This is a genomic window from Streptomyces sp. NPDC090994 (assembly GCF_044768905.1).
In the GTDB taxonomy this organism is placed as follows: domain Bacteria; phylum Actinomycetota; class Actinomycetes; order Streptomycetales; family Streptomycetaceae; genus Streptomyces.
In genome coordinates this window covers 87,411-102,330 of sequence record NZ_JBIVWS010000006.1, presented here as the reverse complement: position 1 = coordinate 102,330, position 14,920 = coordinate 87,411, and the positions used below count along the sequence as shown (strand labels likewise).

The following is a 14,920-nucleotide window of genomic DNA, read 5'->3' as shown; positions in this document are numbered from 1 at the left end:
CTGAGAGGTGTCTGTGTTTCTCAGAGAAATCACAGGTTGGGGAAAGCATGTTCTCAGAGGCTCCCGACATGGTGTGAAGCATGACCACGACCTCGCCCCAGGGGCGCACCGAACTGCTGAGGCCGGACGGGAGCCCCGTCCGAGTGCTTGTGGTGGACGACGAGTTGTCGATCACCGAGCTGTTGTCCATGGCCCTGCGTTATGAAGGCTGGCAGATCCGCAGTGCCGGGGACGGGCAGGGCGCGATCCAGATCGCGCGCGAGTTCCGCCCCGACGCCGTGGTGCTGGACATGATGCTGCCGGACATGGACGGGCTGAGCGTGCTCGGCCGGCTGCGCCGCGAGCTGCCCGACGTGCCGGTGCTGTTCCTGACCGCGAAGGACGCGGTCGAGGACCGTATCGCCGGGCTGACGGCCGGCGGGGACGACTACGTCACCAAGCCGTTCAGCCTGGAGGAGGTCGTCGCGCGGCTGCGCGGGCTGATCCGGCGCTCCGGTGCGGCCGACCGCCGGTCCGACTCCGTGCTCGTGGTCGGCGACCTCACCCTGGACGAGGACAGCCACGAGGTGACGCGGGGCGGGGACAACATCCACCTCACCGCCACCGAGTTCGAGCTGCTGCGCTTCCTCATGCGCAACCCGCGGCGCGTGCTCAGCAAGGCGCAGATCCTCGACCGGGTGTGGTCCTACGACTTCGGTGGCCAGGCCAACGTCGTCGAGCTGTACATCTCCTACCTGCGGCGCAAGATCGACGCCGGTCGCGAGCCGATGATCCACACGCGGCGCGGCGCCGGTTACCTGATCAAGCCCGCGGTGTCATGACGGGCCGGCGACCGCGCCGGCGCCCGCGTCGCCCGCGTCCGCGCACCCTGCGGACGCGGCTCGTCGTCGCGTCGGTGGCGCTGATCGCGGTCGTGTGCGCGGTGATCGGCAGTGTGACCACGCTGGCGCTGCGGTCGCACCTGTACGAGCAGCTGGACGTGCAGCTCAGTGAGGTCGCCATGCGGGCCTCGGGCGACTTCACGCCGCCGGGCGGTCCGAAGGACGGGGACAAGGGCGGTGTCACCGGCGGGGGCGTCGGTGGCGGCAACCAGAAGCCCGACGAGCAGTCCACCGTCACCAAGTTCGTCTCCGAGGGCCCCCAGCCGCCCGGAACCATCGCGGGCAAGGTCGTCGACGGCGAGATCACGGAGGCCGCGTACGGCAAGAAGTCCGACGAGGACCTGTCGCTGAACGGCAAGGAGCTGAACAGCGCGCAGATCGCCGTGCTCGCCTCGGTCGCCCAGGACAACAACAAGCACACGGTGGAGATCCCCGGCCTCGGCGACTACCGCGTCACCTACAAGTCGGGCCCCGACGGCGCGTACTACGTCGCCATCCCGACCGCCGACGTCGACAACACCATCAACACGCTGATCCTCGTCGAGGTGAGCGTCACCGTCGCCGGTCTGATCGCCGCCTCGCTCGCCGGACTGATCATCGTCGGTGTCGCCACCCGCCCCCTGCGCAAGGTCGCCGCCACCGCCACCCGCGTCTCCGAACTCCCCCTGCACACCGGCGAGGTCAACCTCAACGAGCGGGTCCCGGAGTCCGAGTGCGACCCGCACAGCGAGGTCGGCCGGGTCGGCGCCGCGCTCAACCGGATGCTCGACCACGTGCACGGCGCGCTGCACGCCCGTCAGGAGAGCGAGACGCGGGTGCGGCAGTTCGTCGCGGACGCCAGCCATGAGCTGCGTACCCCGCTCGCCTCCATCCGCGGGTACGCCGAACTCACCCGCCGGGGACGCGAACAGGTCGGCCCCGACACCCGGCACGCGCTGGGCCGGATCGAGTCCGAGGCCGGGCGGATGACCCTGCTCGTCGAGGACCTCCTCCTGCTGGCCCGGCTGGACGCGGGACGGCCCCTGCAGTTCGAGCAGACCGACCTCGTCCCCCTCGTCGTGGACACCGTCAGCGACGCCCGCGCGGCCGGCATGGACCACAACTGGCGCCTCGAACTGCCCGACGAACCGGCCCTGGTCTCGGCGGACGCCGCCCGGCTCCAGCAGGTGCTGGTCAACCTGCTCGGCAACGCCCGCAACCACACCCCGCCCGGTACGACGGTCACCGCCCGGGTGCGCCGGCAGGGGACGTGGCTGTGCCTGGACATCGAGGACAACGGGCAGGGCATCCCGCCCGAGCTGCTGCCGCACGTCTTCGAGCGGTTCGCGCGCGGCGACTCCACCCGGTCCCGGTCCACCGGTTCGACCGGCCTGGGCCTGGCCATCGTGCAGGCCGTGTCGACCGCGCACGGCGGTGCGGTGACCGTGGACAGCGTGCCCGGGCGGACGGTGTTCACCGTCTATCTGCCCGCGCTTCCCGTTCCGGCCGCCCCCCTGGCCGTCCGGCCCGACCCCCGGACAAACTGGGCATCGCACTCACAGGTGTAGCACAGCGCCACCACACGGGTGCGACAGGGCAGTTGAGAAGAGTCGGTGCCATGCGAACCGACTCTTCTCCGGGCACCCTGCCGGCGCGGGAGCACCTCCCGGCCGCGGGGGCCGGTACGCCTGTCCTGGACGTAGTGATCCCCGTCTACAACGAGGAGAAGGACCTCCAGCCCTGCGTGCGCAGACTGCACGAGCACCTCGCGCGCACCTTCCCCTACGCCTTCCGCATCACCATCGCGGACAACGCGTCCACGGACACCACCCCGCAGGTCGCCGCGCGGCTGGAGGCGGAGCTGGCGGAGGTGCGCTCCTTCCGGCTGGAGCAGAAGGGCCGCGGCCGGGCCCTCAGGACCGTCTGGTCGGCGTCCGACGCCCCGGTCCTCGCCTACATGGACGTCGACCTGTCCACCGACCTCAACGCGCTGCTGCCGCTGGTCGCCCCGCTCATCTCCGGGCACTCGGACCTGGCGATCGGCTCCCGGCTGGCCCGTTCCTCGCGGGTCGTGCGCGGCGCCAAGCGGGAGTTCATCTCCCGCTCCTACAACCTCATCCTGCGCGGTTCGCTCCAGGCCCGCTTCTCCGACGCGCAGTGCGGGTTCAAGGCCATCCGCCGGGACGTCGCCCAGGTGCTGCTGCCGCTGGTGGAGGACACCGGCTGGTTCTTCGACACCGAGATGCTGGTGCTCGCCGAACGGGCGGGGCTGCGCATCCACGAGGTCCCGGTCGACTGGGTCGACGACCCCGACTCCACCGTGCACATCGTCAAGACGGCGACCGACGACCTCAAGGGCGTCTGGCGGGTGGGGCGGGCGCTGGCCACCGGTTCGCTGCCGCTGGACCGGCTGGCCCGGCCGTTCGGGGACGACCCGCGCGACCGCGACCTGGCCGGCGTACCGCGCGGACTGGCCCGGCAGCTCGTCGGGTTCTGCGTCGTCGGTGCCCTGTCCACCCTCTTCTACCTGCTGCTCTACAGCGGCTTCCGGACCTTCTGCGGCTCGCAGATCGCCAACGCCCTCGCCCTGCTGGTCTCGGCGGTCGCCAACACCGCCGCCAACCGGAGGCTCACCTTCGGGGTGCGCGGCCGGGGCGGTGCCGTGCGGCACCAGGCGCAGGGGCTGGTCGTCTTCGGCATCGGGCTCGTCCTGACCAGCGGTTCGCTCGCCGCGCTGAACGCGGCCACCGACGGCGCGGCGCACTCCACCGAGCTGGCGGTGCTCATCGCCGCCAACCTCGCGGCCACGGTGCTGCGGTTCCTGCTCTTCCGGGCGTGGGTCTTCCCGGACCGGCAGGACGAGCCCCAGCCTCAGCCCCAGCCTCAGCCTCAGCCCCAGCCCAACGTCCAGTCCCCGTTCCAGGGTCGGCCGTCCACCGTCGTCGCCGCGCACACGCCGACCGCCGACGCCGCCGGCCCGTACGGCCACCCGCCCCTGCCGCACCGGCCCACGGCACCGGCGTCGACGGCGCAGTACCCGACGGCGCAGTACCCCACGACGCAGTACCCGACGCCACAGCAGCCCGTGCCACAGCAGCCCACGGCGCAGTACCCCACGACGCAGCACCCCACGGCACAGTTCCAGATCCACCGGGACGCGACGACGCGGCTCCAGCCGGTGCGCCCGGCCGACACCGACCCGAGGGACCCGCGATGACCACCCACTACGACACGACCACCGGACAGGGGGGCGCCGACCCCGCCACCCTGGGCCCGCCCCCGACCGCGCCCCCCGAACCGGCGCCGAAGCAGCCCTTCGTCCGCAGGCTGTGGCGCGGCCGGCCCGAGGACCCGCGCTGGGCGCGCCCGGCCTTCCTCGGCCTGCTGCTGGTCACCGCGGTGCTCTACCTTTACAACCTGAGCGCCTCCGGCTACGCCAACTCCTTCTACTCGGCGGCCGTGCAGGCGGGCAGCCAGTCCTGGAAGGCGTTCTTCTTCGGCTCACTGGACGCGGCCAACGCCATCACCGTCGACAAGCCCTCGGCGTTCCTGTGGCCGATGGAGCTGTCGGTCCGGATCTTCGGGCTCAACTCGTGGGCGATCCTGACCCCGCAGGTGCTGATGGGCGTCGGCACGGTCGCCGTGGTGTACGCGGGCGTACGCCGCCGGTTCAGCCCGGCCGCCGGTCTGATCGCGGGCGCGGTGCTCGCCCTCACCCCGGTCGCGGCGCTGATGTTCCGCTTCAACAACCCGGACGCGATGCTCGCGCTGCTGATGGCGCTCACCGTGTACTTCGTCACCCGGGCCCTGGAGGACGGCTGCACCAAGTGGCTGCTGTGGGCCGGGGCTGCGGTCGGGTTCGCGTTCCTCGCCAAGACGCTCCAGGCGTTCCTGATCCTGCCGCCACTGGCCGTGGTGTACGCGGTCTGCGCGCCGGTGAAGGTGCGCAAACGGTTCGCCCAACTGGGTCTCGCCGCCGTCGCGATGGTCGTCGCCGGCGGCTGGTGGGTGGCGATCGTCGAGCTGTGGCCGGCGTCCTCGCGGCCGTACATCGGCGGCTCGCAGAACAACAGCTTCCTGGAGCTGACCTTCGGCTACAACGGTCTCGGCCGCCTCAACGGCGAGGAGACCGGCAGCGTCGGCGGCGGTGGCGGCACGACCGGCACCGGGCAGTGGGGCGAGACCGGCTGGGACCGGATGTTCAACTCCGAGATCGGCGGCCAGATCTCCTGGCTGCTCCCGGCGGCCCTGATCCTGCTGGTCGCGGGCCTGGTCCTGACCCGCAGGGCGCCCCGTACCGACGCGGCCCGCGCCACCCTGCTCGCCTGGGGCGGCTCGCTGGTGACGACCATGGCCGTCTTCAGCTACATGGCCGGCATCTTCCACCAGTACTACACGATCGCCCTCGCCCCCTACCTGGCCGCCGTCGTCGGTATCGGCGCCGCGGCCCTGTGGGAGAAGCGGCGCGAGCTGTGGGCGTCGATCGTCCTGGCCGCGGCCGTCACGGCGACCGTGGCCTGGGGGTACGTACTCCTCAACCGGACGCCCGACTACCTTCCGTGGCTGAAGTGGCTGGTCCTGGTGGGCGGCCTGGTCGCCGCGCTCGGCCTGGTCTTCGCCGGCCGGGTCTCCCGGCAGCTCGCGCTCGCCGCGGCGGCGCTGGGCCTGGCGGCCTCGCTGGCCGGTCCCACGGCGTACACGCTCAGCACGCTCGCCGAGGGCCACACCGGCTCCATCGTCACGGCCGGTCCGTCCGGCGCGAGCACGATGGGCGGCGGTGGCGGTCCGGGCGGTGGCGGCGGCGGTATGCCGGGCGGCGGCATGCCCGGCCAGGGTCAGGGCCAGGGCCAGGGACAGGGCCAGGGACAGGGCCAGCAGAACGGCACCGGCGGCTTCCCCGGCGGCGGCATGCCCGGCCAGGGACAGGGACAGGGCCAGGGTCAGGGCCAGAACCAGAACGGCGGCGGACAACTGCCCCAGGGCGGCGGCATGCCCGGCGGCGGCACGGCCGGCGAGTCCGGCGGCCCCGGCGGCGGAGGCGGCGGCATGGGCGGCCTGCTCAACGGCGCCGACGTCGACTCCGAGGCCAAGGAGCTGCTGGAGACCGACGCCGACGACTACACCTGGGTCGCTGCGGCGATCGGCGCCCAGAACGCCGCCAGCTACCAACTCGCCACCGGGTCCCCGGTGATGGCCATCGGCGGCTTCAACGGCACCGACCCCTCACCGACGCTGGCCCAGTTCAAGAAGTACGTGGCGGAAGGAAAGATCCACTACTTCGTCTCCAGCGGCACCGGAGGCGGCATGGGAGGCTCCGCGGACTCCGACAGCGGCACGTCCGCGCAGATCACCTCCTGGGTGCAGGAGAACTTCAAGGAAGTCACGGCCGGTTCGGCCACCTTCTACGACCTCACCCAGCCCACCAGCGGGAGCTGACGGGGAGCGGCTGGTGGAGGGTCAGTCGCCCTCCACCAGCCGCGCCGGGAAGCCCCCGGTGGCCACCGGTCCCCACTTCTCCGGCGTGACCCGGATGATCGACTTGCCCTGCTTGACCATGGCCGCCCGGTACTCGTCCCAGTCGGGGTGCTCGCCCGCGATGTTGCGGTAGTACTCGACGAGCGGCTCCACGGAGTCCGGACTGTCGATGACCTCGGCGGTGCCGTCGACCTGCACCCAGGGGCCGTTCCAGTCGTCACTGAGCACGACCAGGCTCACCCGGGCGTCGCGCCGGGCGTTGCGGGTCTTGGCCCGTTCCGGGTACGTGGAGACCACGATCCGGCCCGAGTCGTCGACCCCGCAGGTCAGCGGCGAGGCCTGCGGGCTGCCGTCGGCACGCCGGGTCAGCAGCAGCGCCCGGTGGCGGGGACGGACGAAGTCGAGCAGCTCGTCCAGGGAGACGCGGGTGTTCGTCGCGATGTTCGGTGCCATGCCCGCAAGACTAGGCCGAGACCTACGCCGTGGCCCCGCTCTGCCTGCCCAACGCCTCGACGAGGTTGTCGTGGACCGGGATGTCCCGGCGCAGGCCGGAGAGTTCCAGGACCCGGCTGGGCACCCCGCGCGGGTCGGCGACCAGCCGCAGCCGGACCCCGTCGGGCAGCCGGCGGCGTACCTCGTCGAGCAGCCGGACGCCCTGGGAGTCCATGAAGACGGTCCCGGTCAGGTCCAGGACGAGCAGCCGCAGCGGTTCGTCACGGGCACCGGCCGCTTCCAGGATGAGGGGGACCAGCCCCGAGGCGTTGCAGAAGTCGATCTCGGCGGGCAGCGCGAGCACGGCGCAGCCCGGCGGCTCGTACGGCGCACCGGGTGGGGGGAGGAAAGTCACGTCGCTCACCTGACAGACGTCCGTCCGGCTTCCGAAAAAAAAGGGGTGGCCGCTTCCTGACCCGGCACCCATTCCACCATGCCGGCATCCGGGCGCGGAAGGTGGCCGGGCGGACCGTCAGCCGGGCGTCACCGGCGTGCAACCGAGCAGCTAGAGTGCTGTACGTCCTGTGCTCGCAGTCGGGAATGTGCTGCGGAGCTCTCCTGCGCACGGTCGTACGGCCGTGCATGCCGAAGAGGTTCGTGGTGACTGCGCCCGATTTTACCGATGTGCCGCGTTTTCCGGCTGGGTTCGAGCTGGCCGAGGTCCTGACCGCGGCGGCTCGGGAACTGCACGCGACCGTCACCCCCAACGGCACCCTGCGCACCGCGGTCAAACTGGCGGTGACCCTGGTGCCCGGGGCCGAGCAGGCGGGCATCTCGGTGGTCGAGCGCGGCAATCAGCGCCGCGTGCTCGCCTGGACCGACGAGGCCGTACGCACCGCGGAGTCCCGTCCTGGCGGCCGGGAACCGCATCCGCTCCTGGACCGCCTGTGGACGGTGCCCGTGGCCCGGCTGGCGGACAGTCTGGCGGAGGCGCCCGGCACCGCCCTGTCCGACTCGGGACTGCGGTCCGCGCTGTCGCTGCGGCTCCGTGCCGACCGGCGCAGCCTCACCGTGCTGACGGCCTACGCCAGCCGCCCCCGCGCCTTCGACGACGACGCCACCCGCGTCGGGCGGCTGTTCACCGCGCACGTCAGCCTCGCCCTGGACTCGGCGACCGAACGCGAGCAGCTCACCGAGGCGATGCGCACCCGGGACCTGATCGGCCAGGCCACCGGCATCCTGATGGAGCGCATGGAGACCGACGCCGCCGGTGCCTTCGACAGCCTGGTCAAGGCGTCCCAGCGGGAGAACGTGAAGCTGCGCGACCTCGCCCGCCGCATCGTCGACGCCCACGACGTGCCCGGCGGCCGGGGCGGCGCCGAACGCTGAGCCCCGGCTGCGGCGCGGCGCGCGGCACGGCGCGGCTCGCGGACCGGCCGACCGACGGCACGGCCGACGGACCGGCCGACGCCACGGCCGACGCCACGGCCGACGCCACGGTCGGCGCCACGGTCGGCGCCACGGTCGGCGCCACGGTCGGCGCCACGGTCGGCGGACCGGCCGACGGGCCGACCGACGGCCCGGCAGGCGGCGAGGCGTCAACGGGCGGCGACGGGATATCCGTACGGTCATGACCGCCGAGACGCCCGACACGCTGGACCACGCCTTGGTGCGCAGCCAGGGCCTCGACACCCTGCTGCGCGATCTGACCGACCGCGCGGTGCGCGAGGTGCCCGGCGCAGTGGCGTGCAGCATCACCGTGCGCCGCGCCGACCGGCTGCTGACGCTGGCCGGCAGCCGGGGCCTGCCGCCCGGACTGGACCTGCGGCAGTACGAGAACGGCTCCGGCCCCTGCGTGGACGCCGCGGCGACGGGGAGCCCGCGCTACGCCCCCGATCTGGCCGCCGAGACCCGCTGGCCGACGTACACCGAGTACGCGTTGGCCACCGGGGTGCGCTGTGTGCTGGCGCTGCCGCTCGCCCTGGAGGGCGAGACGGGGGCCGCCCTCAACCTCTACGGTCTCCAGCCGGGCTCGCTGGCCGGAGGACGGGAGACGGCCCGCGCCTTCGCGGAGCGGGCCGCCGGTGCCGTGGACGCGGCGCTGCGCATCGAACGGCAGCGCTCCTCGGCCGCCGACGTGCGCACCGCCCTGCTGTCCCGCAGCGTCATCGACCAGGCGATCGGCATCCTGATGTCCCGGGAGCGGGTCGACGCCCGGGCCGCGCTGGACCGGCTGCGCCGCGTCTCCCAGAACCGCAACGTCAAGCTCCGGGACCTGTGCCAGGACCTGGTGGACCGGGTCGGCCGGGCGGGCCGCTCAGACGGCCGGCAGTGAGTCGCCCTGGACGGCCTGGATGTCCAGCTCCACCCGGAGCGTGGTGCCGATGGCGGCGATGCCGGCCTGGAGGACCTGGTTGTAGTTCATGGCGAAGTCCTCGCGCCGCAGCTCCGTGGTGGCCTTGAACGCGGCCCGGGTGCCGCCCCACGGGTCGGCGCCGGTGCCCAGGTAGGACAGGTCCAGGTCGACCGGGCGGACCACGCCGTGCAGGCCCAGCTCGCCGTGGACGGTCCAGCGGTCCCGGCCGGCCTCCGTCACGCCCGTGGAGCGGAAGGTGATGTCCGGGAACCGCTCGACGTCCAGGAAGTCCGCCGACTTCAGGTGCGTGTCCCGCATGCCGTTGCCGGTGTCGATGGACGCGGCCTTGATGACCGCCTCCACGCGTGACTTGGTGACGTCGTCCGGCGCGATCTCCACCAGTCCGGCGAACTCCGTGAACCGGCCGTGCACGCTGGAGATGCCCAGGTGCTGGGCGACCGCGCCGACGCTGGAGTGCGCCGGGTCGATGGTCCACGGTCCCGGCGGCGGCAGCTCGGTGCCGCCCTGCCGGGCCAGCGTCACCGTGCCGACCTCGGCCCGGCCGCTCGCGGTCACGATCGCGCTGGACGCGGCCGGCGCGTAGCCGACCGCCGTGACGATCACGGTGTACGCCCCCGGCCGCAGCTCGGTGGTGTCCCGTACGGCCCCCTCGGCGTCCGCCTCGGCGCGCAGCACCTGCGTACCGGTCATGTCGGTCACCGTGACGACCGCGTGCGACACGGCCCATCCGTCCCGCGTTCGGATCTTCGCGGTCAGTCCCATCCCGTTTTCTCCCTGCAAAGGCATAGAAAGTGCTGGTAAGTGGTCAAAAAAGAACCGGCCCGCGGCGGCGTGCGCACCTCCGCTCAGAGCGCGCACGCCACCACGGGCCGGGGTCTCGCTACTCGCCGGGGTGGGCGAGTTCGATGTCGTGGCCGTCGGCGCCCTGTCCGCTGACGGTCAGGGAGGTCGCCACCGGCGGGTAGCCCGTCGCGATGACGGTGTACTCGCCGCTGTCCAGGTCGGTGAAGGCGTACGCCCCGTCCGAACCGGTGGTGGCGGTGCCGACCACGTTGCCGGCCGCGTCGACCAGCGTGACGCGGGCGTCGGCCAGCGGGCCGTGCGGCGCCTTGACGGTGCCCTGCACGCGGGCGCCGGCCTCCAGGTCGACCTCGACCCGGGTGACCCCGGTGCCGCCGACCTCGACGGGCAGCGCGCGCGGCCGGAACCCGGCGGCGTTGACCGCCACGGTCACCGTGCCCGGCACCAGCTCGGCGAGGGTGAAGTCGCCGCCCTCGCCGGTGGCGGCGGTGGCCAGCAGGTCGCCGCGGACGTCGGTCACGATGACCATGGCGTCCTTGACCGGCTGTCCGTCCGCCGCGGTCCGCACCAGACCGGTCAGGCCGCTGGTGCCGCTGAGCAGCACGTCGTAGGCGACCGGCTCGTCGTTGACCACGATCGTCGACGCCTGCGGCTGGTAGCCGTCGGCGGAGGCGATCAGGACGTAGGACCCGGCACCCGGCGCGTCCACGCCGTAGGAGCCGTCGGCCTGCGCGACCGAGCGGCCGAGCTGCCGTCCGCCGAGCGAGATCAGCGTGACCGCGGCCTGCGCCACGGGCGCGCTCTCGGCGCCGCGGACGAAGCCGCGGACCGGGATGCCGCCGGAGACGGGGGCCGGGGAGTCACCGGAGCCGGTGGCCGCCGTGGCGACCGCGGCGAGCCGCTGGGTCTGGGCCGCACCGGGCTCGGAGACCGAGGCGGCGGCCACACCGGCCGGAACCGGCTCGGCGGCCGGGGCGACGGCCTCGGCGGGGGCCGGGGCGGCCGGGGAAGCGGTCTGGCCGGTGGCCTCGGCGGCCTGGGCCAGGGCGCCGGAGGTGCGCAGCGGGACCTCCTTGATGAACAGCGTCACGAGGAAGCCGAGGAAGGCGATCGGCGCGACGATCAGGAAGATGTCGGCGATGCCGTGCCCGTAGGCGCTCTCCAGCCACTCGCGGATGCCCGGGGGCAGCAGGTCCATGTCCGGGATCGAGCTGCCGCCGGCCGCCTTGGCCGCCGCCGCCTGCTCCTGCGGGCTGAGCTGCCCGATGGTGTCGGAGGCGTAGTGGCTGATCCGGGTGGACATGATCGAGCCCAGCACGGAGACGCCGACCGCACCGCCGAGGGAGCGGAAGAAGGTCACGGTGGAGGACGCGGCGCCCAGGTCGCTCGGGGCCACCTGGTTCTGGGTGCAGAGCACGAGGTTCTGCATCATCATGCCGACGCCGAGACCCATCAGCGCCATGAAGATCGCGATGTGCCAGTACGGGGTGTCGTACCGCATGCCGCCCAGCAGGCCGAGGCCCGCCGTCAGCAGCACGCCGCCGGCCAGCAGCCAGCCCTTCCACTTGCCGGTCTTGGTGATGATCTGACCGGAGACGGTGGAGGAGACGAACAGACCGCCGATCATCGGGATGGTCATGACGCCCGACATGGTCGGGGACTTGTCCCGGGCCAGCTGGAAGTACTGGCTGAAGTAGACGGTGCCCGCGAACATCGCGATACCGACGAACAGCGAGGCGATCGACGCCAGCGTGATGGTGCGGTTCTTGAACAGGCGCAGCGGGATGATCGGCTCGCTGGCCTTGGTCTCGACCAGGCAGAAGATCAGCGCCAGCACGATCGAGCCGCCGACCATGACGCCGGTCTGCCACGACATCCAGTCGTACTTGTCGTCGGCGAAGGTGACCCAGATGAGCAGCAGGCAGACGGCGGCGGTGATGAAGAAGGCACCGGCCCAGTCGACCTTGACCTTGCGCTTGACGACCGGCAGGTTCAGCGTCTTCTGCAGCACCAGCAGCGCGATGAGCGCGAAGGGCACACCGACGTAGAGGCAGTAGCGCCAGCCGAGCCAGCTGGTGTCGGTGATGACACCGCCGAGCAGCGGACCGCCGACGGTGGCGACGGCGAAGGTCGCGCCCAGGTAGCCGGAGTAACGGCCGCGCTCACGCGGGGAGATCATCGCGGCCATGATGATCTGCGCCAGGGCGGACAGACCGCCGGCGCCCAGACCCTGGATGACACGCGCGCTGATCAGCATCGCCGGGTTCTGCGAGAGACCGGCGACGATCGAGCCGACTACGTAGACGATCAGGGCTATCTGGACCAGGGCCTTCTTGCTGACCAGGTCCGCGAGCTTGCCCCACAGGGGGGTGGAGGCGGTCATCGCCAGCAGCGAGGCCGTGACGACCCAGGTGTAGGCGCTCTGACCGCCGCCCAGGTCACCGATGATCTCGGGCAGGGCGTTGGTGACGATGGTCGAGGACAGGATGGCGGCGAACATGCCGAGCAGCAGCCCGGACAGCGCCTCCATGATCTGCCGGTGCGTCATAGGAGCGCCTTCGGCGGAGCCTCCCCCGTGCTTGGCATGAGCCCGCACACCGGCTGGTGTGGTCGTTGCCATGGACTTCCTTTGCTTACGTGGTGATCGCGGGTGTACGGGTGGACTGCTCGGCCGCGGACGGCGCGGCGGGCCGCGGCGGTACCGCCGACCGGCAGTCGTCGAAACTCGCCCTGAGCCGGGCCATGAGCCCCGCGAGCTGGCCGACCTCGTCGTCGGTCCAGTCGCCCAGGCGGTGGGCGAGCAGCTGTGTGGTCCGTTCGGACAGCTCGTCGAGCTGCGTCTGGCCCTCGGGCGTCAGCCGCAGGATGCGCGAGCGCTTGTCGGCCGGGTCGGGGGACCGTTCGATCCAACCCCGATCGGCGATGTGGGCGACATGGCGGCTGGTCACCGACATGTCCACGGCGAGCAGCTCCGCGAGCTTGCTCATGCGCATGTCGCCGTACCGGCCGAGCAACGTCAGTACGGTGGCGGAGCCTGCGGGGCAGTCGGCCGGCAGGATGCGGCCCAGCTCCCGTTTCACGGCGCCGAAGGCGCTGAACTGGCGGATCAGCTCCTCGTACTGCGCCTTCTCGGCCATCTGCACCTCCTGATTTGTTGCTTAGGGCAACCATAAGAGCTGTTGGTTGCTGAAGGCAAATAAAGAAGGTAAGAGGGCACTAAAAGGTTGGCAAAGGCAAGTATTGCGAACGTAAACGCGCAGGTGGCGGCTGGACAGGCGGTGGCCGGGGGGTGGCCGCGTGGCGCTCGGGCGGTGGCCGACAGGTGATCGGCGGGCGATGGGCGGGCGATGGGCGGGTGATGGGCGGGCGATGGGCGGGCGATGGGCGGGTGATGGGCGGGCGATGGGCGGGTGATGGGCGGGTGATGGGCGGGGTGATCGGCAGAGGGCCGGCCGGGGGACCGGCCGGGGGGTCGGCCGGGGACGACCGGGGGACCGGCCTGGGGATCATCGGGGTGATCGGTGGGCGGGGCCGCCGGGTGGCGGTCCGCCCGGTGGACCCGCGCTTGGGACCTTCCGCCGGATTCGCTAATGTCTCGGCCCATGGCTAACACCCAGGGCCCCCAGGGCAATTACGACCCCGCTGGCAGCACCCAGATGTTCCGCGCGTTCGTCGACGAGGAGGGCCCGGGTACCCGGCAGACGGCGGCCGCCGGCTCGTCCGGCCCCCGCGTCGGCCTGATCATCGGCGTCGTGGTGGCCGTCGTGGTCGTCGCGGCCGTGGCCTGGCTCGCACTGAAGTAACCCGCCGCCGCGTTCCCGCTCAGCTCAGGCGCCGCCCCACCGTCTTCACGGGGGGCGGCGCTCGGTTTTCGGCGGGACGGCGCGGCGGGACGGCGCAGCGGGGTGCGCGGTGGGGCGTCGCCCCGGCCGTCTTGTCTCTTGTCCGTCGTCCCGCCGGGCGGGGTGCTCAGTCGGAGATGAGGCCCTCGCGGAGCTGGGACAGGGTGCGGGTCAGCAGGCGCGAGACGTGCATCTGGGAGATGCCGACCTCCTCGCCGATCTGCGACTGGGTCATGTTGGCGAAGAAGCGGAGCATGATGATCCGCCGTTCCCGGGGCGGCAGCTTGGCCAGCAGCGGCTTGAGGGACTCGCGGTACTCCACGCCCTCCAGCGCCGTGTCCTCGTAGCCCAGGCGGTCCGCCAGCGAGCCCTCGCCGCCGTCGTCCTCGGGGGCCGGGGAGTCCAGCGAGGACGCCGTGTACGCGTTGCCGACCGCGAGGCCGTCGACGACGTCCTCCTCGGACACCCCGAGGACGGCGGCCAGCTCGGTGACCGTGGGCGAGCGGTCCAGCTTCTGGGACAGCTCGTCGGAGGCCTTGGTCAGGGCCAGGCGCAGCTCCTGGAGGCGGCGCGGGACGCGCACCGACCACGAGGTGTCCCGGAAGAACCGCTTGATCTCGCCGACGACGGTCGGCATCGCGAACGTCGGGAACTCCACGCCCCGTTCGCAGTCGAACCGGTCGATCGCCTTGATCAGGCCGATGGTGCCGACCTGGACGATGTCCTCCATCGGCTCGTTGCGGGAGCGGAACCGCGCGGCGGCGTACCGCACCAGCGGGAGGTTCAGCTCGATCAGGGTGTCCCGGACGTAGGCGCGCTCCGGGCTGTCCTCGTCGAGGGCGGCGAGCCGCAGGAACAGGGAGCGGGACAGGGTGCGGGTGTCGATGGCCTCCGTCACCGGGAGAGCCGGAAGAGGCTGGGCCGGCACTGCGTCGAGCGCAGAGGTCTCATCGATGGAGCCCAGTGCGTCGAGCGCGTCGGGCGCGGTCTCGCTCTCGGCGAGCGCGAGCACCTTCGAGCTGCCCTGGTCTGCGGACATGCCACCCCCTTTGGGTCGCGGGACGGTCGTGGCGTCGCGCTCCCACTTCAGGAGCGCAGCCCTCACCTGAATACCGGAGCCGGAGCTCCGGCAA

General features: G+C 72.2%; 13 protein-coding genes. 7 read left to right on the top strand and 6 right to left on the bottom strand.

The genetic code is table 11. The features are described 5' to 3' along the window. Positions 1-80 precede the first annotated feature (80 nt). Genes ACIQR3_RS15485 through ACIQR3_RS15470 form a run of 4 tightly spaced genes read left to right on the top strand, consistent with a single transcriptional unit; the run spans position 81 to position 6,296 of the window. A complete protein-coding gene (locus tag ACIQR3_RS15485) occupies positions 81-821 on the top strand; it encodes a response regulator transcription factor (protein WP_215173125.1) in 741 nt (246 codons plus the stop codon). After that, positions 818-2,428: an ATP-binding protein gene (locus ACIQR3_RS15480; protein WP_403538620.1), complete on the top strand. Its 1,611-nt coding sequence runs from the start codon at positions 818-820 to the stop codon at positions 2,426-2,428. Before ACIQR3_RS15485 ends, ACIQR3_RS15480 begins: the two co-directional genes overlap by 4 nt. Positions 2,429-2,478: 50 nt before the next feature. Continuing rightward, entirely contained in the window at positions 2,479-4,077 is a 1,599-nt protein-coding gene (locus ACIQR3_RS15475) for a glycosyltransferase (protein ID WP_403538618.1), read from the top strand. After that, the gene (locus tag ACIQR3_RS15470; RefSeq protein WP_403538615.1) at positions 4,074-6,296 is read left to right on the top strand and encodes an ArnT family glycosyltransferase; all 2,223 of its coding nucleotides are present in this window, start codon (positions 4,074-4,076) and stop codon (positions 6,294-6,296) included. Before ACIQR3_RS15475 ends, ACIQR3_RS15470 begins: the two co-directional genes overlap by 4 nt. A gap of 21 nt (positions 6,297-6,317) precedes the next feature. Here the strand turns inward: ACIQR3_RS15470 and ACIQR3_RS15465 are convergent, their stop codons facing one another. Further along, entirely contained in the window at positions 6,318-6,788 is a 471-nt protein-coding gene (locus tag ACIQR3_RS15465; RefSeq protein WP_403538612.1) for a PPOX class F420-dependent oxidoreductase, read from the bottom strand. 22 nt (positions 6,789-6,810) lie between these two features. Continuing rightward, the gene (locus ACIQR3_RS15460) at positions 6,811-7,182 is read right to left on the bottom strand and encodes an STAS domain-containing protein (protein WP_403538610.1); all 372 of its coding nucleotides are present in this window, start codon (positions 7,180-7,182) and stop codon (positions 6,811-6,813) included. 227 nt (positions 7,183-7,409) lie between these two features. Between ACIQR3_RS15460 and ACIQR3_RS15455 the strand changes: the two genes are divergently transcribed. Then, positions 7,410-8,156, top strand: coding sequence for a GAF and ANTAR domain-containing protein (locus tag ACIQR3_RS15455; RefSeq protein ID WP_403538607.1), 747 nt, complete (start codon positions 7,410-7,412; stop codon positions 8,154-8,156). 241 nt (positions 8,157-8,397) lie between these two features. Next, positions 8,398-9,102, top strand: a complete 705-nt coding sequence (locus ACIQR3_RS15450; RefSeq protein ID WP_403538605.1) for a GAF and ANTAR domain-containing protein — start codon at positions 8,398-8,400, stop codon at positions 9,100-9,102. Here the strand turns inward: ACIQR3_RS15450 and ACIQR3_RS15445 are convergent. The 3 genes from ACIQR3_RS15445 to ACIQR3_RS15435 all read right to left on the bottom strand — a co-directional run bounded on the left by ACIQR3_RS15445 (position 9,085) and on the right by ACIQR3_RS15435 (position 13,082). Continuing rightward, positions 9,085-9,906, bottom strand: a complete 822-nt coding sequence (locus ACIQR3_RS15445) for a YceI family protein (RefSeq protein WP_403538602.1) — start codon at positions 9,904-9,906, stop codon at positions 9,085-9,087. The genes ACIQR3_RS15450 and ACIQR3_RS15445 overlap by 18 nt on opposite strands. 118 nt (positions 9,907-10,024) lie before the next feature. Next, entirely contained in the window at positions 10,025-12,565 is a 2,541-nt protein-coding gene (locus ACIQR3_RS15440; protein ID WP_403538599.1) for an MFS transporter, read from the bottom strand. 13 nt (positions 12,566-12,578) lie between these two features. After that, positions 12,579-13,082: a MarR family winged helix-turn-helix transcriptional regulator gene (locus tag ACIQR3_RS15435; protein ID WP_403538597.1), complete on the bottom strand. Its 504-nt coding sequence runs from the start codon at positions 13,080-13,082 to the stop codon at positions 12,579-12,581. A 465-nt stretch (positions 13,083-13,547) separates the two neighbouring features. Between ACIQR3_RS15435 and ACIQR3_RS15430 the strand changes: the two genes are divergently transcribed. Beyond that, on the top strand, positions 13,548-13,748 hold the full coding sequence (locus tag ACIQR3_RS15430; RefSeq protein WP_215174094.1) for a hypothetical protein: 201 nt from the start codon (positions 13,548-13,550) through the stop codon (positions 13,746-13,748). Between the two features lie 166 nt (positions 13,749-13,914). Here the strand turns inward: ACIQR3_RS15430 and ACIQR3_RS15425 are convergent, their stop codons facing one another. After that, the gene (locus ACIQR3_RS15425) at positions 13,915-14,826 is read right to left on the bottom strand and encodes an RNA polymerase sigma factor SigF (protein WP_215174096.1); all 912 of its coding nucleotides are present in this window, start codon (positions 14,824-14,826) and stop codon (positions 13,915-13,917) included. Positions 14,827-14,920: the final 94 nt, after the last annotated feature.

Bases quoted from the DNA above. Each gene is read 5' to 3' on its own strand.
- ACIQR3_RS15455 (WP_403538607.1), top strand. From the start codon at position 7,410: ATGCCGAAGAGGTTCGTGGTGACTGCGCCCGATTTTACCGATGTGCCG.
- ACIQR3_RS15485 (WP_215173125.1), top strand. From the start codon at position 81: ATGACCACGACCTCGCCCCAGGGGCGCACCGAACTGCTGAGGCCGGAC.
- ACIQR3_RS15475 (WP_403538618.1), top strand. From the start codon at position 2,479: ATGCGAACCGACTCTTCTCCGGGCACCCTGCCGGCGCGGGAGCACCTC.
- ACIQR3_RS15465 (WP_403538612.1), bottom strand. From the start codon at position 6,788: ATGGCACCGAACATCGCGACGAACACCCGCGTCTCCCTGGACGAGCTG.
- ACIQR3_RS15430 (WP_215174094.1), top strand. From the start codon at position 13,548: ATGGCTAACACCCAGGGCCCCCAGGGCAATTACGACCCCGCTGGCAGC.
- ACIQR3_RS15435 (WP_403538597.1), bottom strand. From the start codon at position 13,082: ATGGCCGAGAAGGCGCAGTACGAGGAGCTGATCCGCCAGTTCAGCGCC.
- ACIQR3_RS15425 (WP_215174096.1), bottom strand. From the start codon at position 14,826: ATGTCCGCAGACCAGGGCAGCTCGAAGGTGCTCGCGCTCGCCGAGAGC.
- ACIQR3_RS15470 (WP_403538615.1), top strand. From the start codon at position 4,074: ATGACCACCCACTACGACACGACCACCGGACAGGGGGGCGCCGACCCC.
- ACIQR3_RS15480 (WP_403538620.1), top strand. From the start codon at position 818: ATGACGGGCCGGCGACCGCGCCGGCGCCCGCGTCGCCCGCGTCCGCGC.
- ACIQR3_RS15440 (WP_403538599.1), bottom strand. From the start codon at position 12,565: ATGGCAACGACCACACCAGCCGGTGTGCGGGCTCATGCCAAGCACGGG.
- ACIQR3_RS15450 (WP_403538605.1), top strand. From the start codon at position 8,398: ATGACCGCCGAGACGCCCGACACGCTGGACCACGCCTTGGTGCGCAGC.
- ACIQR3_RS15445 (WP_403538602.1), bottom strand. From the start codon at position 9,906: ATGGGACTGACCGCGAAGATCCGAACGCGGGACGGATGGGCCGTGTCG.